General features: G+C 44.4%; 20 protein-coding genes. All 20 read left to right on the top strand.

The window, feature by feature from the left end:
* Window positions 1-14 precede the first annotated feature (14 nt).
* The 20 genes from mnmA to ACJ9PY_RS18025 all read left to right on the top strand — a co-directional run bounded on the left by mnmA (window position 15) and on the right by ACJ9PY_RS18025 (window position 22,458).
* Window positions 15-1,130: a tRNA 2-thiouridine(34) synthase MnmA gene (gene mnmA / locus ACJ9PY_RS18120; RefSeq protein WP_034308651.1), complete on the top strand. Its 1,116-nt coding sequence runs from the start codon at window positions 15-17 to the stop codon at window positions 1,128-1,130.
* Window positions 1,131-1,251: 121 nt separating this feature from the next.
* Entirely contained in the window at window positions 1,252-1,917 is a 666-nt protein-coding gene (locus ACJ9PY_RS18115) for a tetratricopeptide repeat protein (RefSeq protein ID WP_063577666.1), read from the top strand.
* Between the two features lie 36 nt (window positions 1,918-1,953).
* Window positions 1,954-4,359: an ATP-dependent RecD-like DNA helicase gene (locus ACJ9PY_RS18110; protein WP_134782308.1), complete on the top strand. Its 2,406-nt coding sequence runs from the start codon at window positions 1,954-1,956 to the stop codon at window positions 4,357-4,359.
* Window positions 4,360-4,441: 82 nt separating this feature from the next.
* The gene (locus ACJ9PY_RS18105; RefSeq protein WP_372464783.1) at window positions 4,442-5,011 is read left to right on the top strand and encodes a LemA family protein; all 570 of its coding nucleotides are present in this window, start codon (window positions 4,442-4,444) and stop codon (window positions 5,009-5,011) included.
* Window positions 5,011-5,781, top strand: a complete 771-nt coding sequence (locus ACJ9PY_RS18100; protein ID WP_411738669.1) for a TPM domain-containing protein — start codon at window positions 5,011-5,013, stop codon at window positions 5,779-5,781. The genes ACJ9PY_RS18105 and ACJ9PY_RS18100 overlap by 1 nt, the downstream gene beginning before the upstream one ends.
* A gap of 363 nt (window positions 5,782-6,144) precedes the next feature.
* The gene (locus ACJ9PY_RS18095; protein ID WP_176548612.1) at window positions 6,145-6,603 is read left to right on the top strand and encodes a PRC-barrel domain-containing protein; all 459 of its coding nucleotides are present in this window, start codon (window positions 6,145-6,147) and stop codon (window positions 6,601-6,603) included.
* Window positions 6,593-6,808, top strand: a complete 216-nt coding sequence (locus ACJ9PY_RS18090; RefSeq protein WP_034311361.1) for a hypothetical protein — start codon at window positions 6,593-6,595, stop codon at window positions 6,806-6,808. The genes ACJ9PY_RS18095 and ACJ9PY_RS18090 overlap by 11 nt, the downstream gene beginning before the upstream one ends.
* Window positions 6,809-7,034: 226 nt before the next feature.
* Window positions 7,035-8,111 carry an AI-2E family transporter gene (locus ACJ9PY_RS18085; RefSeq protein WP_054400170.1) on the top strand — a complete coding sequence of 359 codons (1,077 nt, stop codon included), beginning with the start codon at window positions 7,035-7,037 and terminating at the stop codon, window positions 8,109-8,111.
* Window positions 8,112-8,421: 310 nt separating this feature from the next.
* Window positions 8,422-11,058, top strand: coding sequence for an alanine--tRNA ligase (alaS, locus tag ACJ9PY_RS18080; RefSeq protein WP_328098018.1), 2,637 nt, complete (start codon window positions 8,422-8,424; stop codon window positions 11,056-11,058).
* 65 nt (window positions 11,059-11,123) lie between these two features.
* Window positions 11,124-11,393: an IreB family regulatory phosphoprotein gene (locus ACJ9PY_RS18075; protein WP_034311358.1), complete on the top strand. Its 270-nt coding sequence runs from the start codon at window positions 11,124-11,126 to the stop codon at window positions 11,391-11,393.
* Entirely contained in the window at window positions 11,393-11,818 is a 426-nt protein-coding gene (ruvX, locus tag ACJ9PY_RS18070; RefSeq protein WP_034308633.1) for a Holliday junction resolvase RuvX, read from the top strand. Before ACJ9PY_RS18075 ends, ruvX begins: the two co-directional genes overlap by 1 nt.
* Window positions 11,819-11,829: 11 nt before the next feature.
* Window positions 11,830-12,120, top strand: a complete 291-nt coding sequence (locus ACJ9PY_RS18065) for a DUF1292 domain-containing protein (RefSeq protein WP_034308630.1) — start codon at window positions 11,830-11,832, stop codon at window positions 12,118-12,120.
* A 1,749-nt stretch (window positions 12,121-13,869) separates the two neighbouring features.
* Window positions 13,870-15,006: an endolytic transglycosylase MltG gene (gene mltG / locus ACJ9PY_RS18060; RefSeq protein WP_371748454.1), complete on the top strand. Its 1,137-nt coding sequence runs from the start codon at window positions 13,870-13,872 to the stop codon at window positions 15,004-15,006.
* Between the two features lie 257 nt (window positions 15,007-15,263).
* The gene (locus ACJ9PY_RS18055) at window positions 15,264-15,929 is read left to right on the top strand and encodes an O-methyltransferase (RefSeq protein WP_411738667.1); all 666 of its coding nucleotides are present in this window, start codon (window positions 15,264-15,266) and stop codon (window positions 15,927-15,929) included.
* Entirely contained in the window at window positions 15,916-16,845 is a 930-nt protein-coding gene (locus ACJ9PY_RS18050) for a peptidase U32 family protein (protein WP_053535758.1), read from the top strand. Before ACJ9PY_RS18055 ends, ACJ9PY_RS18050 begins: the two co-directional genes overlap by 14 nt.
* A gap of 32 nt (window positions 16,846-16,877) precedes the next feature.
* Window positions 16,878-18,149: a peptidase U32 family protein gene (locus ACJ9PY_RS18045; protein WP_034308621.1), complete on the top strand. Its 1,272-nt coding sequence runs from the start codon at window positions 16,878-16,880 to the stop codon at window positions 18,147-18,149.
* 1 nt (window position 18,150) lies between these two features.
* Complete coding sequence (udk, locus tag ACJ9PY_RS18040) at window positions 18,151-18,789, top strand: uridine kinase (protein ID WP_034308619.1); 639 nt, start codon at window positions 18,151-18,153, stop codon at window positions 18,787-18,789.
* 302 nt (window positions 18,790-19,091) lie between these two features.
* Complete coding sequence (gene greA, locus ACJ9PY_RS18035) at window positions 19,092-19,568, top strand: transcription elongation factor GreA (RefSeq protein ID WP_034308617.1); 477 nt, start codon at window positions 19,092-19,094, stop codon at window positions 19,566-19,568.
* Window positions 19,569-19,910: 342 nt separating this feature from the next.
* Window positions 19,911-21,662, top strand: coding sequence for a peptidoglycan D,D-transpeptidase FtsI family protein (locus ACJ9PY_RS18030; protein WP_098936159.1), 1,752 nt, complete (start codon window positions 19,911-19,913; stop codon window positions 21,660-21,662).
* 88 nt (window positions 21,663-21,750) lie between these two features.
* Window positions 21,751-22,458 (top strand): YrrS family protein, encoded by a 708-nt coding sequence (locus ACJ9PY_RS18025; protein WP_411738666.1) that lies wholly within the window; start codon window positions 21,751-21,753, stop codon window positions 22,456-22,458.
* Window positions 22,459-22,508: the final 50 nt, after the last annotated feature.

The raw sequence follows: 22,508 nt of genomic DNA, 5'->3' as shown, positions 1-22,508 counted from the left end.
AATGAGGTGACAGAATGAGAAAAGCACCACAGGACACCCGCGTCGTCGTGGGTATGTCAGGAGGCGTGGATTCTTCTGTGTCAGCCCTGCTATTGAAGAATCAAGGCTATGATGTGGTCGGGATTTTCATGAAGAACTGGGATGATACAGATGAAAACGGAGTCTGTACGGCAACCGAAGATTACAATGATGTAATTGCCGTTTGTAATCAAATCGGCATCCCTTATTATGCGGTCAATTTCGAGAAGCAGTATTGGGATAAAGTTTTCACTTATTTCCTGGATGAGTATAAAGCGGGCCGTACCCCGAATCCGGATGTAATGTGCAATAAGGAAATCAAGTTCAAGGCTTTTCTTGAACATGCGGTAAGCCTTGGTGCCGACTATGTGGCTACAGGTCATTACGCACAGGTTGAATACCGGGATGGCGAATACAAAATGCTGCGCGGTGTCGATAATAATAAAGATCAAACGTACTTCTTGAACCAGCTTACTCAAGAACAGTTGGAAAAAGTCATGTTTCCGCTTGGACATATTGATAAGAAGGAAGTCCGTGAAATTGCGAAAGAAGCGGGTCTTGCCACGGCAACGAAAAAAGATTCTACAGGAATCTGTTTTATCGGTGAACGCAATTTCAAAGAGTTTTTAAGCAATTACCTCCCAGCTCAGCCGGGTGATATGGTCACGATGGATGGCAAGGTAATGGGCAAGCATGACGGATTGATGTATTACACGATCGGTCAGCGTCACGGTCTGGGAATTGGCGGCAGCGGCGATCCTTGGTTTGTTGCGGGAAAAGACTTGAAGCGCAATGTATTGTATGTGTGTCAAGGCTTTGATAATGATGTGCTGTATTCCAATTCCCTTCGTGCAGTCAATGTCAGCTGGGTAGCGGAACATGCGCCTGCCGATGAATTCACATGCACGGCAAAATTCAGGTACCGTCAGGACGATAGCGGTGTTAAGGTGAAGGTCTTGGACAATGGTGATGTCGAAGTCATCTTTGACGAGCCAGTCCGTGCGATCACACCTGGACAAGCAGTCGTCTTCTATGATGGTGAAGTGTGCCTTGGCGGCGGTACGATTGATGAAGTATTTAAAAAAGGTGAAAAACTGACTTACGTAGGGTAAAATAATCATGTCCCCAGCTGTGTTTGCGGTTGGGGACTTCTTTTGGATTGCGGGTGACCGCCTGAATTCGACCACTGGCTTATGCTATACTTTTTAATATAAAAATGGAGTGTGAATGGATATGGATAAGAATCAACAAGGTATTGAATTTATGCAGCAAGGGAAATACGAAGAAGCGGCGAAAGTTTTTAATGAGGCGATCGAGGAAAATCCGAATGAGCCTGTTGCTTACATAAACTTTGGGAATGTATTGACTGCCGTGGGTGAAACGGATAAAGCGGTCAAGTTTTACAAAAAGGCGATCGAGCTGGATGAAAATGCAGCAGCGGCGTACTATTCATTAGGAAACTTATATTATGAATCCGATTCTAAATTGGTCGAAGCGAAGGATATGTTTGAAAAGGCCATCCGTCTAGGCTTGGATAACAGCGATGCTTACTTCATGCTTGGATTGACATTGATGGCATTGGATCAACCGAAATTGGCGATGCCTTATCTGCAGAGAACGGTGGAGCTGAGCCCTGAGGATGTTGATGCAAGATTCCAATATGCGTTATGTCTTGCTAATGCGGAATTGTATGATGAATTGATCAATCAACTGAATAAAGTTGTGGAACAGGATCCGGGCCATGCGGATGCTTATTATAATTTAGGTGTTGCGTTTGCAGGGTATCGTGAGGATGCGAAAGCCGCGATGGTTTATTTTGATAAGGCTTTGGAAGCACAGCCTGACCATATGCTTGCTGCGCACGGTAAGAAACTGATGGAAGAAATGAATGCTGAGTAAATAAAAAGCATATGCATGGAAAGGTGGGGAGAAGAGTTGAGCCAGCAAGATTCGTTGGATTTGTTTTCAGAAGAGAAAAAGTTCATGAAAGGCAGTCATTTAGTGACGATCTTTCATAATGAAGAAAATATGTACTCGGTTGTGAGAATTCGTGTGCATGAAACGAATCTGGATTATGAAGAGAAGGAAGCGGTCGTAACAGGTTATTTTCCAAGGATGCATGAGGATGAGATCTATATTTTTTATGGGGCCATGAAGGAACATCCGCGTTTTGGCCTTCAATTCCATGTAGAGCATTTTCGCAAGGATCTGCCTCAATCCAAGGAAGGCATCGTCAGTTATTTATCAGGTGACCTTTTCAAGGGCATTGGGAAAAAAACAGCCGAAAGCATTGTTGAGACACTGGGTGATAAGGCCATTTCAAAAATTCTGGCTCAGCCTTCGCTGCTTGATGATATCCCGAAGCTATCAGGGGAAAAGGCAAAAGGCCTCTATGATACATTAGTCGAGCATCAAGGTCTGGAGCAGGTGATGATCGCCTTGAATCAATATGGCTTCGGTCCGCAGCTGTCGATGAAAATTTATCAAATGTATAAGCAGGATACGATCACGATGGTTCAGGGGAATCCGTATAAGCTCGTAGAGGATATTGAAGGGATTGGGTTTGGACGGGCGGATGAGCTTGGGCATCAGCTGGGCATTTCCGGCAGCCACCCCGACCGAATCAAGGCTGCGTGCTTGTATACGCTTGAATCCCAATGCCTCCAGGACGGAAATATATACATAGAAGCCGAGCAGCTTTTGGAAGCGGTCAAACGGCTGCTGGAGGAAAATAAACGGGATCGTATTGAGTTCACCAACATTTCCTCGGAAATAATCGAATTGACGCAAGAGGGGAAAATCGTTGTCGAGGATCAACGAATTTATCCGCCTTCGCTATTCTATTCGGAAAAGGGAATCGTGATGAACATTAAGCGGCTGCTTGCTCAAACCGAGTATGAGGACCAGTTCCCCGAATCGGAGTTCTTGCTGGCACTTGGGGAGCTGGAAGAGCGGCTGGATGTTTCCTATGCCCCGGCCCAAAAGGAAGCGATCCAGACAGCCTTGCAATCGCCGATGTTAATCTTGACTGGGGGACCTGGTACCGGTAAGACAACAGTCATCAAAGGCATCGTTGAGCTATATGCAGAGCTGCATGGTGTATCCATGGACATTAACGATTATAAAAAAGAAGGAAGCGATCCCTTTCCATTTGTACTTGCGGCTCCTACTGGCCGTGCAGCGAAACGCATGGCCGAGTCGACGGGGCTCCCCGCAGTCACGATCCACCGTTTGCTGGGGTGGAACGGAAGTGAAGGCTTTTCCCATGATGAGGATAATCAGCTGGATGGCCGTATCGTGATCATCGATGAGGTTTCGATGGTGGATACGTGGCTGGCCCATCAATTATTTAAAGCTCTGCCGGAAAATGTCCAGGTGATTTTGGTTGGTGATGAAGATCAGCTGCCATCTGTTGGACCTGGGCAGGTTTTAAAGGATTTGCTTGCATCGAATTGTGTACCGACTGTCAGTCTCGAACATATATATCGTCAAGCTGATGGGTCATCGATCATTGAATTGGCCCATGAAATCAAAAAAGGAAGGCTTCCGGATGATGTCACGAAACAGCAGGAAGATCGATCGTTCATTCGCTGCCAAACCAATCAAATCCCCCAAGTGATCGAGAAAGTGGTTGCCAATGCCAGGACGAAAGGCTTCACGGCCAAAGATATCCAGGTGCTGGCTCCCATGTATAGAGGGCCTGCCGGAATTGATGCACTGAATAAAATGCTTCAGGAAGTGTTCAATAGCAATGCGAATGAAAAGCGGCGGGAAATAAAATTCGGCGATGTGATATACAGAACCGGAGATAAGGTGCTTCAACTGGTGAACCAGCCAGAGGAGGGTGTCTTTAATGGCGATATGGGGGAAATCGTGTCCATATTGTTCGCTAAAGAAAATACCGATTCTGTCGATAAAGTGATCATATCGTTCGAAGGCATCGAAGTGACTTACACGAAGCAGGATTTGAACCAGATCACACATGCCTATTGCTGCTCCATCCATAAGTCGCAGGGAAGCGAATTCCCCATCGTCATTTTACCTGTAGTGAAAAGTTATTACCGGATGCTCCGCCGTAATTTATTGTATACGGCGATTACCCGCAGTAAAAATTTCTTGATCCTATGTGGTGAAGAAGATGCATTCCGTTTAGGGATCGAACGTAATGATGAGATGCGCCGGAAAACGACTTTGCGTGAAAAGCTGAGGGAGATCTTGAGTGAAGAAGAAATGCCGGTTGAAAAGGGAGAGGTGCATCAAGAGGCAAGTTATCTTGATATTCTTATGCATGCTGACCCGATGATCGGGATGGAGAATGTCACGCCATATGATTTTATGTAGGTACTTTTTGATTGATTTTGTTTAAAATTCATGGTTTTGGTGGAACTAATAAGGATATAACTTATATGTAAGCAGGGGGGATTTGATGAAAAAGGGTTGGATAATCGGGATAGTCGTTGTCGTTTTACTGGTCATTTATGGCGCATCTTCGTACAACGGACTTGTTAGTGCCAGTGAAGACGTCGATAATAAATGGTCACAGGTGGATAACCAATTAAAACGAAGAGCGGATTTGATTCCGAATCTTGTTGAAACGGTGAAGGGTTATGCCTCGCATGAAACGGAAGCCATTAAAGCGGTGAGTGATGCACGCTCGAAGCTGGCAGGTGCCAATTCGACCGAAGATGCAATTGAAGCCGATCAAGAATTGAGCGGGGCCTTGAGCCGTCTTTTGGTTGTTGTCGAGAACTATCCGGACTTAAAGGCCAATGAGAACTTTAAGGGCCTCATGGATAGTTTGGAAGGCACGGAAAATCGGCTTACGGTAGCACGAAAAGATTATAATGATGAAGTTACCAACTATAATAAGATGATTAAACGCTTTCCGAAGAATATGATGGCAGGAGCGTTCGGGTTCGATGCCAAACCATATTTTGAAGTGACCGATCAAGAAAAAGAAACGCCAAAGGTTGATTTCGGGAGCGATAAATAATGAAAAAACTCGCTGTGTTTGCGCTATTCTTCATTCTCACGTTCAGTTTAGCAAACGTGGCCGCAGCACAACCTAACATTCCTGAACCAGTTGGGGATATATATGTTCAGGACTTCGCTGGAGTCCTGGATGATCAGGAAAAATCGGAACTCATCGAACTTGGGAAACGATTGGATGATGCCACAAAAGCACAAATTTCCATTTTGACGGTTGATTCGATGGAAGGATCCGAGATCGAGGAGTACTCGGTCGAGGCATTAAGATCATTCAAGCTTGGTGATGCAGAGCTGAACAATGGAGTCCTCATCGTGCTGGCCATGGAAGAACAGAAAATCCGTATTGAAGTGGGGTACGGTTTGGAAGGGGCCATCACCGATATAAAATCTGGACAGATTTTGGATGATGTGGCTATCCCCGCGCTGAAAAAGGGTAAATATGATGTTGCCCTGACGGAGACCTATAAGGCTGTATATAATGACGTCACGAAAGAATACAACCTAGGTGACGAGTTTTATCAAGATCTCTCCGTTCAGCCCGAGTCAGAAACCTTTCAGCCATCAGGTTTACAGATTTTCCTCATTATCATCGTCGTCATCATCATATTCATCCTCGATGCCAAGTTCTTTAAAGGGTTTTTCCTTCAAACGCTAATCAATATCCTTTTGATATTCATAAGTCGCGGCGGCGGCGGCCGTGGAGGCGGAAGCGGCGGTCCACGGGGCGGCGGCGGAGGAAGTTCCGGCGGCGGAGGTGCCAGCAGGGGCTGGTAAAGCAGTGGATCTGACCGGGAAACCGGTCTTTTTTTTAGGCTCATTTCGTAAAGATTGTTGTTTTTAAAACGAAACTATTTAAGGTTGATTGGAGCGAAAGTGCGAGACTCCTGCGGGAGCAGCGGGACAGGTGAGACCCCACAGGCGTTTACGCCGAGGAGGCTCACCGCCCGCCCCGCGGAAAGCGAGCATCTGGAGGGGAAATCAACCACAACTCACTACCTGGTAAATAGCAACAAAGTATGTGAAAACAGCCTTTTTTTATGTATGGCCCCTGTGTCGGACCAACAATGGAAAACCTTTCAGCACATCTATTTTCAGTAGTAAAGAGATAATAAAAATGTTCGGAAAGGCGGGATGACCTTGCGGACGTTTTCTTTATTGAAAGGAATGCCGGTTTTCACAATCAAAGGAGAAAGAATCGGTACGGTCCACGATTTATCAATTTCCGAAATGGGACAGGTAACGGGCTTGGTCGTTCATCAGCAAGCATTGTTCAAAAGAGCTTTTCATTTGAAACTTGACGAGATTTCTTCATTCGGACCAGATGGGATCGTCATCAGCCACCAAGATTCAACCTTAAGGAAAGTGCCTGCGGATTCCATTTGCCTTTCGAAGGACGAAGTATTGGGACGCATGCTGTTTTCAGAAATGGGCGAAGAACTTGGTTTACTGCAGGATGTATATTTCAAGGAAAAAATGGGCACGATTATAGCGTATGAAACAACGGATGGGTTTTTCTCGGAGTCGACAGTGATAGAATCAAAACAGCCGCCTGCATTAGGGAAGGATACCATCATTGTTTCAGTTTATGAACAGTGAGGTGTCCATTTTGGAAATTAAATGTCCGAATTGCCGCAGTAAAGATGTTGGGAAGATTGGCGTAAATCAATATTATTGTTGGAATTGCTTTATTGAAATGACTCTGTCCGAAGGGCTCATCAATACGCACCAAGTCGAGGAAGATGGAAGTTTAAGCTCATTGGACGATTTGTTTGAGGAAAATGACCGCCGCTTCGGTATGTAAATAACGGAAGAGGTGTTTGCAATGGCTAGACGTTCACGCAATACTCTAATGAATATGGGTTCGGACTTGATGAACTCGAAGATGATCAAACGGAACATGAAGAAAATACGCAAAAGATTAAAGTCATTATTATAGCAGGAATGGGTGTCCTGATAATGAGGGCACTCTTTTTTATGTATGAAAACCTTCCGCCTTTCGAAGAATAAATGAGCGGGGGGTGTTTATTGTGAGTATTCGGCTAAAGTGGTTTTATCGCCTGGGTTTTTTATTGCTCTTATTTTTCGTCATCTATATTTTTATGAAACTTAAGCCCATGTGGGGACCTGCCGTTACTGTATGTGTGACGGTGCTGCTGCCCTTTTTGGTCGGTGCGTTCATCAGTTACTTGCTGCACCCTGTAGTGGAATATTTGAATGAGAAAGGGATGCGTCGCTGGCTTTCGATCACGATCATCTATTTGTTGTTTTTCGGGGGGATCGGTTTTGCCGTTTATAAAGGGATTCCAGTGATCGTCAGCCAGGTTCGCGAGCTGTCGGAAAGCGTGCCGGAACTGGTTGAACAGTACCGGGGCAGGATTGATAAACTCAATCATCAAACGGCGGCCTGGCCGTTCGGAATTCATGAAAGATTCGAAGAGGGTGTCACCCTTTTCGAAGGCTGGCTGAAGCGTATACCTGAAAAGGCGATGGAGTATGCAATGAAGATGATTGATTTCATCGTCCTGATTGCGTTGATTCCCTTCATTGCTTTTTATATCCTGAAAGATTTCACCGTTTTAAAAAAAATGGCATGGTATATGACCCCGAAAAAATGGCGCAATCAGGGTCGGGCATTCGTTCGTGATGTCGATGCATCGCTTGGCGGCTATATCCGCGGACAAATCATCGTCTGTGTCGTGATCGGCTTGATTTCCTCGCTGCTCTTCTGGATAGCCGGAATGAAATATCCGCTTCTTTTGGGGGCGATAATCGGAATAACGAATGTGATTCCGTATTTCGGACCGATTATTGGGGCCATTCCTGCTGTGGTCATCGCCGCGACAATGTCAGTGAAAATGGTGTTGATCATCGCGGTCATCGTGCTTGTCCTTCAATTTCTCGAAGGAAATATCCTGTCTCCGCTAATAGTCGGTAAAAGCCTTCATATGCATCCGCTGTTCATCATGCTTGCATTATTGGCCGGAGGCGAAATAGGCGGTATTGTCGGCATGGTCCTTTCGATTCCAATCTTGGCTGTGTTGAAAGTTTTTGTACTTCATGCCCGCGTTCACTTTAGAAAGAAGCCGCCCCTTATTGACAAATAAAAGTCTTGTGAATATAATCCATAACATAAGATAATTCGTTGAAGGATGAAGTATGCTGAAGTCCATCTAAAGAGAGGGGTCCCCCAGGCTGAAAGGGACTGCCAGGTGAAGAGCAGCAGAAAGCTAGTCCTGAGAGCAGCTAATACCTGCCGTCACGCCGCGTTAAGGCTTTTATGAAGGTGATGGACCTGGGATGAATTCCTGCGTCCATAATCAGGGTGGTACCGCGAGTCAACTCTCGTCCCTGTTTTTGGGATGGGGGTTTTTTGTGTGCTCAAAATTACATAATTTTTAAAAGGAGGATATATATATGAAGTATTTAACTGGTGCTCAAATCCGCCAAATGTATTTAGACTTTTTTAGTGAAAAAGGACATAACATCGAACCAAGTGCGTCATTGGTTCCTCATGAAGATCCATCATTGCTTTGGATCAATTCCGGGGTGGCGACTTTAAAGAAATATTTTGATGGACGGGTGATTCCTGAAAATCCAAGGATTACGAATGCTCAAAAGGCGATCCGTACAAACGATATTGAAAACGTGGGAAAAACGGCACGTCATCATACGTTTTTCGAAATGCTCGGAAACTTCTCCATTGGTGAATATTTCAAAGAAGAAGCCATTACATGGGCATGGGAATTTTTGACCGATGAAAAATGGATTGGGTTCGACAAAGATAAATTGGCTGTGACGATCCATCCTGAAGATGATGAAGCATTCGAACTTTGGAATAAGAAAATCGGTGTTCCTGCTGAAAGGATCATTCGCCTGGAAGAAAACTTCTGGGATATCGGGGAAGGTCCAAGCGGTCCGAATACGGAGATTTTTTATGATCGCGGACCAGCATATGGCGATGATCCGAATGATCCGGAACTATATCCAGGCGGGGAAAATGAACGTCATCTGGAAGTATGGAATCTTGTTTTTTCTCAATTCAACCATAATCCGGACGGTTCTTATACACCGCTTCCAAAGAAAAATATCGATACAGGGATGGGCCTTGAACGTATGGCTTCCGTCGTTCAAGATGTGGCGACGAACTATGATACAGATTTATTCATGCCAATCATCCGCGCAGTCGAAGAGATATCCGATGTGAAATATGGTGTTGATTCAGAAAAAGATGTGGCATTCAAAGTTATTGCAGACCATATTCGTACGGTAGCCTTTGCAGTAGGTGACGGGGCTCTTCCATCCAACGAAGGCCGTGGTTATGTATTGCGCCGTTTACTTCGCAGAGCGGTTCGATATGCTAAGCAAATCAACATCAACCGACCATTCATGTTCGAGCTTGTGACGGTCGTCGGTGAAATCATGAAAGACTTCTATCCTGAAGTCCTCAAGAATAAAGAATTCATTGCAAAAGTAATCAAGAATGAAGAAGAACGATTCCATGAAACCCTGAATGATGGACTGTCCATCCTTTCTGAGGTCATTAAAAAGGAAAAGGAAAAAGGCAATACGACCATTCCGGGCAGCGATGCATTCCGTTTATATGACACATATGGCTTCCCGATTGAGTTAACGGAAGAATATGCTGAAGAAGAAGGCATGGCGGTCGATCAAGCTGGATTTGAAAAAGAGATGGATGCACAGCGTGAACGTGCCCGTTCAGCGCGTCAAGATGTTGATTCCATGCAAATCCAAGGCGGGGTATTGGGCGATATTAAAGTTGAAAGTGAATTTGTCGGATATGATCAAGTTGCTGTCGAAGCCAAAGTTGCTGCCATCATTAAAAATGGCGAGCTTGTAACCGAGGCACAAGAAGGAGAAGAAGTTCAAGTGATATTGGACAAGACTCCTTTCTACGCGGAAAGCGGCGGACAAATAGCCGATATAGGAACGATGGCCAGTGAATCGGTGAAGGTTGATGTCCTTGATGTCCAAAAAGCTCCTAATGGCCAAAATCTGCACCGTGTAGCAGTTACTGCCGGTACGTTAACAGCAGATTCCCATATCGTTGCTGCGGTAAATCAAGAAAATCGCATCCATATCACGAAAAACCATACAGCGACGCACCTTTTGCATCAGGCGTTGAAAGATGTGCTTGGTACACATGTCAACCAAGCGGGTTCACTCGTACAGGCTGAGCGCCTTCGCTTCGATTTCTCTCATTTTGGCCAGATAACGGCGGAAGAGATTGAACAAATCGAAACGATTGTAAATGAAAAGATTTGGCAAAGCTTACAAGTGAATACGGATTATAAAAACATCGAAGAAGCCAAGGCTATGGGCGCAATGGCCTTGTTCGGCGAAAAATACGGCAAGATTGTACGTGTCGTTCAAATAGGCGATTACAGCTTGGAACTTTGCGGCGGTGTCCACGTTCCGAATACAGCGGTGATCGGCTTGTTCAAAATCGTTTCCGAAAGCGGCATCGGTGCAGGAACTCGCCGTATAGAAGCGGTAACGGGTGCCGGGGCGTACAAATTGATGACCGATCAAATCGGAGTCTTGAAGGACGCGGCTGCTAAATTGAAAACGAACTTGAAAGACGTACCATCAAGAATTGAAACGGTACTGGCTGAAGTGAAGGATCTTCATCGCGAGAATGAAAGCCTTACTGCAAAATTAAGTAATATTGAAGCAAGCAGCCTTGTTTCTAACGTAAAAGACGTAAATGGTGTTCAAGTATTGGTGGCGAAGGTTCAAGCTACTGACATGAATAATCTGCGTGCCATGGCGGATGATTTGAAACAAAAGCTCGATTCTGTCATTATCGTATTAGGTTCGGCCCAAGGTGATAAAGTCAATTTGATTGCCGGGGTGACCAAGGATTACATCGACCGCGGTTTCCATGCTGGTAAATTGGTCAAAGAAGTTGCTTCCCGTTGCGGCGGTGGAGGTGGCGGACGTCCAGATATGGCCCAAGCCGGCGGAAAAGACCCTGAAAAATTGGATGCAGCACTTAATTTTGTTGAAGAATGGGTCTTATCGATTTCATAATCAATGGAAAGTGTTGTACAATGTAGGTAATAGTGGATTTGGACGCTGAGGAGAGGTGCATGTTAATGAGTTCCTTTGATAAAACGATGAAATTTAATTTTCCCGAAGAACCATTCGAAAGAGATGTACAAGAAGTATTGTCTCAAGTGTATGTTGCACTTCAGGAAAAAGGTTATAACCCGATAAACCAGATTGTCGGTTATCTATTATCTGGTGACCCGGCCTACATCCCGCGCCATATGGATGCTCGAAACATTATTCGTAAGCTTGAACGCGATGAAATCATCGAAGAATTGGTTAAATCGTATCTTAAGAACCATCGAGAGGAATACTAATGCGCACAATGGGACTTGATTTAGGTTCAAAAACCATCGGCGTCGCCCTGAGCGACGCGATGGGCTGGACTGCACAAGGATTGGAAACGATCAAAATTAACGAAGCTGGAAATGACTTCGGCTTTAAACGCCTCAATGAAATAATAAAAGAGCATGATGTTTCTAAAATTGTCCTCGGTTTACCTAAGAACATGAATGGGACTGTTGGACCGCGAGGCGAAATCAGCCAAGATTTCGCTAAACGATTAGAAAACAAATTCAAGCTGCCGGTGTTTCTCTGGGATGAACGGTTGACAACTATGGCGGCTGAACGTGTCCTTCTTGAGGCGGACGTGAGCCGAAGCAAACGCAAGAAAGTCATTGATAAAATGGCAGCTGTCATGATTCTGCAAGGATTCTTGGACAGACAAACAAATTCAATATGAGGTGAATACAAATGGAACACGGCGAAAACAACATTACAGTAGTAGATGAAAACGGAAACGAGCAGCTTTGCGAAATCCTTTTCACATTCGACTCAGATAAATTCAACAAATCTTATGTACTTTACTATCCGATGTCTGCAGAAGATGAAGAGGAAGAAATTGAAATCCACGCTTCATCATTCGTACCGAGCGAAGATAATAAAGATGGTGAACTTACACCGATCGAAACAGAAGAAGAGTGGGATCTTGTCGAAGAAATGTTAAATACATTCCTTGACCAAGAAGAAGCGGAAGAAGAATAAAAGAAAAAAACCGGCCCCTAAAGGTCGGTTTTTTTTTGCTCTTTTCGTAAAGATTGTTGCTTTTAAAACGAAACTATTTTAGGTTGATTGGAGCGGAAGTGCGAGACTCCTGCGGGAGCAGCGGGACAGGTGAGACCCCACAGGCGTTTACGCCGAGGAGGCTCACCGCCCGCACCAAGGAAAGCGAGCACCTGGAGGGGAAATCAACCACACTGCACTACTTCGTAAATAGCATCAAAGTATGAAAATAGCCTTTTTTTTGAAAGGAACTTCATCTAAAATTTAATAACAAAATTGATGGGGGCGGGTGTGCGAGACCTCTGCGGGAAAAGCGTGTCTAAGGAGACCCCGCAGGCGGAAGCAAGGGAGGCTCCCGAGACCGCCCGTGGAAAGCGAGTACCTGGAGTGGAAATTTCAGTCTAACACCAATAACATTTTATGGTCGGGTTGTGACATTCCGAGCCAAAAGGGTTACAATCTGAATTTTTTATAAAATTTTATTGGAACGGAAGGTGCGAGACTCCTGCGGGAAAAGCGTGTCTAAGGAGCCCCCGCAGGCGAAAGCCGAGGAGGCTCCCGAGACCGCCCGCGGAAAGCGAGTACCTGGAGTGGAAATCACGTTCAAATTGTACAAACCCATAATAAACTGTGGACATGAAGATCGTTTTTTCATTTTTGTACCAGTAACCCCTTATCTTTTCTTTGCGAATAAAAGCATAAAAGTAGCGAACGGACCCAAAAATAATGATAGCAAGAACCAATTCAGCGCCGTTCTATTTTTTCCTTGAGCAAGTCCGGCGTTTATGAGTGCCAATGTCCCCCAACCTACAAAATAATACTGATCCAACTCCTTCACACCTTTCCTTTTCCTCAAATCATTATGGCATTCCTATATGAATATTCCTGCTATTTCTTGAAATGCCTAATACATGCAGGGAACAAATTTTTAAGCTGAGTAAATAATTAAAACAAAGTTGATTGGAGAGTAAAGTGCGGGACTAATGCGGGAAAAGCGCGTCTAGGGGAGACCCCGCATGCGGACGCCGAGGGCGGACAGACCGCGGAAAGCGAGAACCTGAAGTGGAAAGTAAGTCCACCACCAAATAACATTTCATTGTTCAGCTGTGACATTCCGAGCCACTTTTTTAGACAAAAGGGTTACAAACTGAATTTTTACAAAGTTGATTGGAACGGAAGGGGCGAGACTCCTGCGGGAATACGTGTCCAAGGGAGACCCCAAAGGCGCAAAAGCGCAGAGGGCGGACCGCCCGCGGAAAGCGAGTCCCTGGAGCGTAAATCAACGTCTAAATTGTACAAGTCATAAAAAGACTGTGGGCAAAAGGATTCGGAAACATATCTTTCATCAAATGATGTTCCCGAACCAACTGACCCCAAGCAGCACCATCAACTCCTCGAGTATGGTTTCTAAGTTAATAAATAGTTGATTGGGGAGTAAGGTAGGGGGTCTCTGTGGGAAAAACGCGTCAAAGGAAATGCCTGGAGAGGAAATCAAGATACCCTCAAAAAAACTTTAGACAAAGATATCACTATTTTCCTATTAAATAATACCTGTATATTGACAAAACTAGTGCATTTTTGCCATAAATAGAGTATTGATGAATGTAGTTTTGCAAAAAACATGTAATTATTTGTTGATTTTAGTATAATGTTCGAAGCAAAGATTAATTAGAGAAAAGCATCATCTAGAAACCATTCTGTAGTTGGTGTGAGTTTGCAGGGGGAATGAACATGGATGAAAAAGATAAAAATCTATCTAAAAAGGAACATATCCGAATGAAATTGTTAGAACAGCAAGGAGAAGCCAAGCTGGTTCGTAAAATCATCATGATTACGATCGCTTCGCTTATTTTACTAATCGGGATAGTTGGTCTTGTGGGCTTTTTATATATCAACTCAGCCATGAAACCAGTCGATCCGGATGATGACACCATCAAGAAAGTGAAAATCCCGATCGGTTCATCCGTTAACGGAATTTCAACTCTGCTTGAAGAGCAGGGAATAATCAAGGACGCACGCGTATTCAAATATTATATTAAATTCCGCAATGAATCCGGTTTTCAGGCAGGGGAGTATAAATTATCACCTTCGATGCCGATTGAAGATATTGTCACAAGCATCAAAACCGGAAAACTCATGAAGGAAGCGGCAATGAAGATAACGATTCCTGAAGGGAAGCAGCTAATCCAAATTGCCGATATCATCGCGGGGAAGACGGGTGAAGATCCGAAAAAGGTCTTCAAGAAATTGAATGATAAGAAGTTCGTTAATTCCATGCAAGAGCAATTTCCGCAGCTATTGACCTCGGAAATTGAAAATGAAAAGGTTTTATATCCGCTGGAAGGGTACCTTTTCCCAGCTACTTATGACTTTTATGAAGAAAAGCCGACCCTGGAGTCGATCGTCATCGAGATGCTGAAGAAAACCGAAGAGACTTTGCAGGCTTACGAGGGCCAAATGGACAAGAACGATTATTCCGTACACGAGATGCTGACCTTCGCTTCGCTTGTCGAAGAAGAGGCGACGGCACAAGTCGATCGCGGAAAGATAGCTTCCGTCTTTTACAATCGTATTAAGGAAGATATGCCGCTTCAAACGGATCCGACCGTTTTGTATGCGAAGGGTTCACATAAGAGCAGGGTGTATTATAAAGACCTTGAGGTGAAATCCCCTTATAATACGTATAAGAACAAGGGGCTTCCGCCAGGGCCGATTGCAAATGCCGGAACGACATCGATCGATGCGGTATTGAAACCTGAGAAAACGGATTACCTGTACTTTTTGGCAACACCTGAAGGGGAAGTCCTTTACTCCAAGACCTTGGATGACCACAATAACAAAAAGGCAGAGCATATTTCCAATAAATAAATAAAAAAATGCAAGGACACCGAGGGGGGAGAGATATTACTTTCCCCTTGTTTTTATGATAGAATAGTACAAGTGAATTTTTGATCCGATTCTTATCGGTGACGTAACTCGGCGAATGCCGGGTTTTATTTTGAAAGATAAGGAAATGTAGATCGTCAAGCATACTTGTTTCAGCTCCTTGTGAAGAAATTGTTTAATCAATTTTTTCATATTACTGACCAAGCGCTTTTGTTTTCCTTATAAATGGAGGAAACGTTTTGAACGGAAAAATAGAACAATATCTTCATTCCTTAATTCCGGAGCGTACGGGTTTGCTTAAGGAGTTGGAAGATTTTGCGATGGAAAATAATGTGCCGATCATGGAGCCCGAAGGAATTGAAGTGTTGCTTCAGATTTTAAGGCTTCATCAGCCAAAAGCGATATTGGAAGTAGGTTCGGCAATTGGCTATTCGGCCATAAGGATGGCTGAGACCCTTCCGGAAGCTCAAATCGTCACACTTGAACGGAATGAAGCCCGCATTGAGCAGGCAAAGGCTAACTTCATGAAGGCAGGACTGTCGGAAAGGATCACCCTCATTGAAGGGGATGCCCTTGAAGCGGGACCGAAAGTGATGGAGCATGGCCCGTTCGATATCATCTTCGTTGATGCAGCTAAAGGGCAGTACAAGCGATTCTTTGAACTGTTTGAACCATTCCTTGCTGATGCTGGCATCATCATTACTGACAATGTTTTATTCAAAGGCTTGGTTGCCGAAAACATTGAAGAAATGGAAATGACGAGAAGAAAGCGAGCTCTTATCAAAAAAATCAGAGACTTTAACATCTGGTTACATGACCATCCCCATTTCGATACTGTAATTTTGCCGATTGGTGATGGTGTGGCCATTAGTAAACATAGAGGTGACAAAAATGAAAAAGCCTGAATTACTCGTGACTCCGACAAGTGTCGATCATATAACAGAACTCATCGATGCTGGCGCTGATGCCTTTGTCATTGGCGAACAACGTTATGCACTAAGGCTGGCAGGGGAGTTCAATCGTGAAGATGTAGAGAAGGCAATTGAACTTGCACATGCTGCTGGCAAGAAAGTGTACGTATCCATGAACGCCATTTTTCATAATGAAAAAGTGGACGAGCTTGAAGGGTATGTTACATTCCTCAAAGAGGCTGGTGCCGACCGGATCATTTTCGGTGATCCCGCAGTCTTGATGGCTGTCCGTGCCGTGGCACCTGATATGCCCCTGCACTGGAATACGGAGATGACGGTAACGAACTGGTACACATGTAATTACTGGGGAAAACGCGGTGCTGTCCGTGCCGTTGCTGCCCGTGAAATAAGTCTGGACGAGATCGTGGAAATGAAGGAAAATGCCGAAGTGGAGATTGAAGTGCAAGTGCATGGCATGACATGCATGTTCCAATCGAAGCGAACGCTCCTAGGTAATTACTTTGAATACCAAGGCAAGGCATTGGAAGTGGAAAATCGGAAGGAACAAAGAAATATGTTCTTGCATGATAAGGAACGCGAAAATAAATACCCGATTTATGAAGATGAAAATGGTACACATATCATGAGTCCGAATGATATGTGCATGATTGATGAACTTCAGGAATTGATTGAAGCGGAAATTGATTCACTGAAAATCGAAGGGTTACTGCAAACTCCGGAATATGTCATTGAAATGACAAGGTTATATCGGGAAGCGATTGACGTATGTGCTGAAGACCCTGACCGCTATGATGATATCAAATCGGAACTTTTTGAAAAAGTCAAAGCGGTTCAGCCGGATAACCGTGAGTTGGATACTGGGTTCTTCTTTAAAGAATCGGTTTATTAAAGAAAAGGGTAAGAGAAAGAGGAGGAATAGCCTTGAATGCTATTGCTGATAAAATTTCCAAGATCGTTGATGGAAAGAGAGTCATTGTAAAAAAACCGGAATTGCTGGCTCCGGCCGGCAACCTGGAAAAATTAAAAATTGCCGTTCATTACGGCGCGGATGCCGTGTTCATTGGCGGTCAGGAATATGGCCTTCGTTCCAATGCCGGTAACTTCACGTTTGAGGAAATGAAGGAAGGCGTCGAATTCGCTAATAAGTATGGTGCCAAAGTATATGTAACTACAAATATCTTCGCACATAATGAAAATATCGATGGTCTTGATGAATATCTGGAAGGTCTTCAGGAGGCAGGGGTCCATGGTATCATCGTCGCCGACCCATTAATCATCGAAACCTGTAAAAGGGTCGCTCCGAAAGTCGAGATCCATTTAAGCACACAGCAATCGCTATCGAACTGGAAGGCTGTTCAGTATTGGAAAGAGGAAGGCTTGGAGCGTGTTGTTTTGGCACGAGAGACGAGTGCTGATGAAATCCGTGAAATGAAGGAAAAGGTCGATATCGAAATCGAGGCTTTCGTTCATGGGGCCATGTGCATTGCCTATTCTGGACGCTGCACCCTTTCGAACCATATGACGGCGCGTGATTCGAACCGCGGCGGCTGCTGTCAGTCTTGCCGTTGGGATTATGATTTATATGAGTTGGATCAAGATGGGGAAAAGGCTTTATTCGATAAAGAAGATGCTCCATTCGCAATGAGTCCAAAAGACTTGAAGCTGATTGAATCACTGCCTGGCATGATTGAAATTGGCATAGACAGCTTAAAAGTCGAAGGAAGAATGAAATCGATTCATTATATTGCAACGGTTGTCAGCGTGTATCGTAAAGTGATTGATGCGTATTGTGCCGATCCCGACAATTTCAAGATTAAACAAGAATGGCTGGAAGAGCTTGATAAGTGTGCGAACCGTGAGACGGCATCATCGTTCATGGAAGGGGAAATTCCTGGGTATAAACAGCAAATGTTCGGGAATCATACCGTAAAGACTCGCTTCGACTTCGCAGGATTGGTGCTTGATTACAACGAGGAAACTAAAATCGTCACCATGCAGCAACGTAATTTCTTCAAGCCTGGGGATGAAGTGGAGTTTTTTGGACCGGAAATCGAAAACTTCACTCAAAAAATCGGTACGATCTGGGATGAGTCAGGTAAGGAGCTGGAGGCAGCCCGCCATCCGCTTCAAATTGTCCGCATTCAAGTAGATAATAGAGTTTATGTGAACAATATGATGCGGAAGGAGAATTGATATGACAAGAAAGAAACCAGTGGTCATCGGAGTTACCGGAGGGTCGGGATCAGGTAAAACAAGTGTTACCCGTTCCATTTTTGAATTCTTCCAAGGACATTCCATCTTGATGATCGAACAAGATTATTATTATAAAGATCAAAGTCATCTGCCTTTTGAAGAGCGCCTGAAAACGAACTATGATCATCCGCTTGCATTTGATAATGATTTGTTAATCGATCACATTAACGCATTGCTGCGCTATGAAACGATAGAAAAACCGGTTTATGATTATTCGATCCATACGCGCTCGGAAGAAGTCATCACAGTTGAGCCACAGGATGTCATCATCCTTGAAGGGATTCTTGTACTGGAGGATGAGCGCCTGCGGGACCTGATGGATATGAAGCTATATGTCGATACGGACGCAGACCTGCGGATCCTTCGCCGGATGACCCGTGATATTAAAGAACGCGGCCGTTCCATAGATTCCGTCATCGAACAATACATCAGTGTCGTCCGTCCGATGCATAATCAGTTCATAGAACCGACGAAGCGTTATGCCGACATCATCATACCAGAAGGCGGCCAAAACCATGTGGCGATTGACCTTATGGTGACAAAAATTCAAACAATCCTTGAACAAAAGTCTTTTTTGTAATAACATAGCATAAATAATGATAGGTGCCATTTTCCTCCGTTTATTTAAAAATCCCATTTATTTATTGGGAAAGACTGGACAAATGTTGGAAAACGCAATACTCTATTCTTGATACAGAACGAACCGGCTGCTCACCGCAGTCGGTTTATATACTAAGGAACGGATTGTTTCTTAGTATCGAAGCGCGACTTTTTAAGTCGCGCAATTATATATTTTGACTCGATTTAGGGTTAAGCACGATATAGTACATAAACTTGTCACAGCGAATGCTTGCTGTAAAGAATTAGAAGGAGTGAAGGGTTTTGGCAATTGAAAAAGAATATCCAATGACTAAAGAAGGTAAGTTAAAGCTTGAACAGGAACTGGAACAGTTAAAAACGGTTAAACGTAAAGAAGTGGTGGAAAGAATCAAAATCGCCCGCAGTTTTGGCGACCTTTCCGAGAACTCAGAATACGATTCCGCAAAAGAAGAGCAGGCTTTCGTTGAAGGACGTATTACAACGATCGAAAACATGATCCGCAATGCAAAAATCATTGAAGGCAATGATTCGAATACAGATACAGTTTCACTTGGAAAATCGGTAACCTTCGTGGAACTTCCAAATGGTGACGAAGAAACATATTCCATCGTAGGAAGCGTTGAAGCGGACCCATTCGAAGGAAAAATCTCCAATGATTCCCCGATCGCGAAAAGCCTGATAGGAAAAAGGGTCGGCGACAAGGTATCGATCATGACACCTGGCGGCGAAATGAGCGTCAAGATTGTATCCATCGACTAAATAAAATGCAAAAGGGATGTCCATCGGGGCATCCTTTTTTTATGCTGTTTTCACATACTTTGTTGCTATTTACCAGTAGTGAGTTGTGGTTGATTTCCCCTCAAGATGCTCGCTTTCCTTGGTGCGGGCGGTGAGCCTCCTCGGCGTAAACGCCTGTGGGGTCTCACCTGTCCCGCTGCTCCCGCAGGAGTCTCGCACTTCCGCTCCAATCAACCTTAAATAGTTTCGTTTAAAAACAACAATCTTTACGAAAAGAGCCTTATGGAAAAGTGCCGCGTTAAATTTGTTCATAATTGTTTAAAAATTCGCACCTCGTCAACAATGGTTATCGAGGTGTATTTTATGAAAAAGAAACGAATGAGGTTGCTGGCACTTTTTTTGACCACTTTCATGCTGATGCTCATAGGCAGGCTTGCCTACATCCAACTTGTATCGACAGAATCTTTTTCAAAGCATGATGTGAACCTGTTGGAAGCAAGCGTGAATCAGCGTTCACAAATATTAAAGATTGATGATGGACGAGGAAAGTTCTATGACAGAAATGGTGAACCACTGGCACATGAAGAAATCCCGACGCTCGTCCTTTTTCCCTTTCTAAAAAAAATGACATGGCCCATAGATGAAGTGGCCTCGATAATAGGGAAATCGGAAGCGGAGTTAAAAAGGGCGATAGAAGAAGCGGATGAACCATTCGTATTTGGCGGGGATGAACCGATAGAGTTGACGTCCAGCCAATCGAAGGCAATCAATGAATTGAAGATTCCCGGGGTCTTTGCCGTGAATGAGAAATTATATCATGATCGAATGCCTGCAGCACAATTGATCGGAACGACGAATATATCTGATGCGGAAAAGAAAAAACGTTATCCGGACATGAATTTATCTCCTGAAACGAAAATAGGCAATACGGGACTGCAAAGGACCTTTGATGAGTTCTTGCTTTCCGCTGGGGAATCGAAGCTCGTTTTTCACGTGGACGCCAGCGGAGGACCGATGTTCGGTGTCGATGTTAAATATGTGGAACCAGCAAATCCGCTTTACCCGGTGAAGGTCATGACGACGATCGATAAAGAAATTCAAGAGAAAGCGGAGAAGCTCGTCGATGAACGCGGGATAAAAAAAGGTGGTCTCGTCCTGATCGATATCGAAAAAAGTGAAATCGTCGCCATGGTATCACGTCCGGCGCTTAATATAAAAGATCCAAATGGCGAAGGGGCCGTCAATATGATGCTGACTCAAAAAACGCCGGGTTCCGTCTTTAAAACGGTCACGGCAGCAGCGGCCATCGATTATGAAGCGGCCAGTCCCACCAGGACATTTAACTGTAATTTGACGATAGACGGCAAAACGGATAAACAGAGGGAACTGGGCGTACTTAATTTTGAAAATAGCTTTGCTCAAAGCTGTAATAGGACGTTTGCCGAATTGTCACAGGAAATAGCGGAGAAGGATCCGGACTTTTTGGACAAATATGCAAAAATGTTAGGGCTGGTTGGTGAAACGGGCTGGCAAGGGGACGTATATCACACGGAAGTCACTCAGCTGCATCATGAACAAACAGGAAAGGTCTGGCATGATGACGATTTAAAAAAAGATCCCAAAATGGTTGCCAAAACGGCAATTGGCCAGCAGGATGTCCAAACGACGCCGCTCGCGATCGCGAATATGATGGCAACGATTGCCCGCGGCGGTAAGAAGGAACAGGTCAAAGCCGTTTCCAAGGTCGAATTTAACAATAGTACGACCGTAGTCGATTTTCCCAATCAAAGCATTGGCGGCGAGAAACTGTCACCCTATACAGCGATGAAGATGCAGCATCTTCTTAGGAAGGTCGTGACGGAAGAGAAAGGGACGGGCGCTTCCTTGAGAGATTTGCCTGTGGAGGTCGCCGGCAAGTCCGGGACAGCTCAGACCAATATCGAAAAAGGGGAGCTCAATAAATGGTTTGCAGGCTACTTTCCATATAAAGATCCCAAATATGCTCTTGTTACCGTAAGTTTTGAAACGAAGGAAAACAGTTCCAGCATGACGCCTCTTTTTTCAGATATTGTAAAAGTCCTGTACTCGAAGGACCAGGACATTAGCGAGAATTGACGAAAAGTGTAGGAAACCCTTCCCTTCTATCTCTGGCTAAATCATGTTAAAATGAGGCAGTAAGAAATGGTAAGGGGAGGAATGGACCTTGGGCTCACGTTTCAATCAGAGAGATCAAAAAAGAAAAGTAAATAAAATATATAATATTGCAATCACCATCGTTTCCATTTTAATCGTCATTGTCGCAGTCTCGATTTTCTTAAGTGATGATGGCACCGAAACAAAAAAAGCCACGACTGAACCAAAGCAAGTCGCCGAGACAGAAAAAGGGAAAGTAGTGGACAAACCTGCTGGCAAAGAGGAAGAAATGGATTCAGAGAAGGAAGACGCAGTAGGTGATAGTGAAGCTACAGAAGAGGATGCCGAAAAAGAAGATAGTAAAGCAACAGAGGAAGATGCAGAAGAGAAGGCTGAAGATGATGCAGATTCAGAAAAAGCAGGAGATGCCCAACTTGTGGAAGTGGAAGGCAGCGGCGATGGCAATGTTGCGTCTACATATACAAGTGAGAGTTGGAAACCAGTAGGAACGGAGCAATCCGGGGAGCACACTACCAGCTTCGAAAAGGGCTCGGTCGATTGGAATGAAATGAGTAAAGCGATAGCAAGCGGAGCTGGAATCGATGAAGGCAGCATGAAGCTATGGTGGCTGCAAAACGGCGGTTCGCCGACCACGGCAATCGGTACGGTTTCTGAAGGGGACAACCCTAAAACCTTCCGGGTTTATATTGAATGGGTGGACGGATCAGGTTGGAAACCTGTAAAAGTCGAAGAGCTGAAGACAAACGATAAAAGATAATGTTCAGAAAAAATGTATAAACGAAAAACCCCCGAAAGGAATTCCGCTTT

Source organism: Peribacillus sp. S4 (genome assembly GCF_046715815.1).
Classification (GTDB): Bacteria; Bacillota; Bacilli; order Bacillales; family DSM-1321; genus Peribacillus; species Peribacillus frigoritolerans.
The sequence above is the reverse complement of the archived record's forward strand: the minus strand, read 5'-3'. Positions and strand labels throughout refer to the sequence as shown.

Excerpts from the sequence above, each read along its gene's own strand:
- alaS (WP_328098018.1), top strand. The coding sequence starts at position 8,422 with ATGAAGTATTTAACTGGTGCTCAAATCCGCCAAATGTATTTAGACTTT.
- mltG (WP_371748454.1), top strand. The coding sequence starts at position 13,870 with ATGGATGAAAAAGATAAAAATCTATCTAAAAAGGAACATATCCGAATG.
- ACJ9PY_RS18065 (WP_034308630.1), top strand. The coding sequence starts at position 11,830 with ATGGAACACGGCGAAAACAACATTACAGTAGTAGATGAAAACGGAAAC.
- ACJ9PY_RS18050 (WP_053535758.1), top strand. The coding sequence starts at position 15,916 with ATGAAAAAGCCTGAATTACTCGTGACTCCGACAAGTGTCGATCATATA.
- ACJ9PY_RS18100 (WP_411738669.1), top strand. The coding sequence starts at position 5,011 with ATGAAAAAACTCGCTGTGTTTGCGCTATTCTTCATTCTCACGTTCAGT.
- ACJ9PY_RS18030 (WP_098936159.1), top strand. The coding sequence starts at position 19,911 with ATGAAAAAGAAACGAATGAGGTTGCTGGCACTTTTTTTGACCACTTTC.
- mnmA (WP_034308651.1), top strand. The coding sequence starts at position 15 with ATGAGAAAAGCACCACAGGACACCCGCGTCGTCGTGGGTATGTCAGGA.
- ACJ9PY_RS18090 (WP_034311361.1), top strand. The coding sequence starts at position 6,593 with ATGAACAGTGAGGTGTCCATTTTGGAAATTAAATGTCCGAATTGCCGC.
- ACJ9PY_RS18075 (WP_034311358.1), top strand. The coding sequence starts at position 11,124 with ATGAGTTCCTTTGATAAAACGATGAAATTTAATTTTCCCGAAGAACCA.
- ACJ9PY_RS18115 (WP_063577666.1), top strand. The coding sequence starts at position 1,252 with ATGGATAAGAATCAACAAGGTATTGAATTTATGCAGCAAGGGAAATAC.
- udk (WP_034308619.1), top strand. The coding sequence starts at position 18,151 with ATGACAAGAAAGAAACCAGTGGTCATCGGAGTTACCGGAGGGTCGGGA.
- ruvX (WP_034308633.1), top strand. The coding sequence starts at position 11,393 with ATGCGCACAATGGGACTTGATTTAGGTTCAAAAACCATCGGCGTCGCC.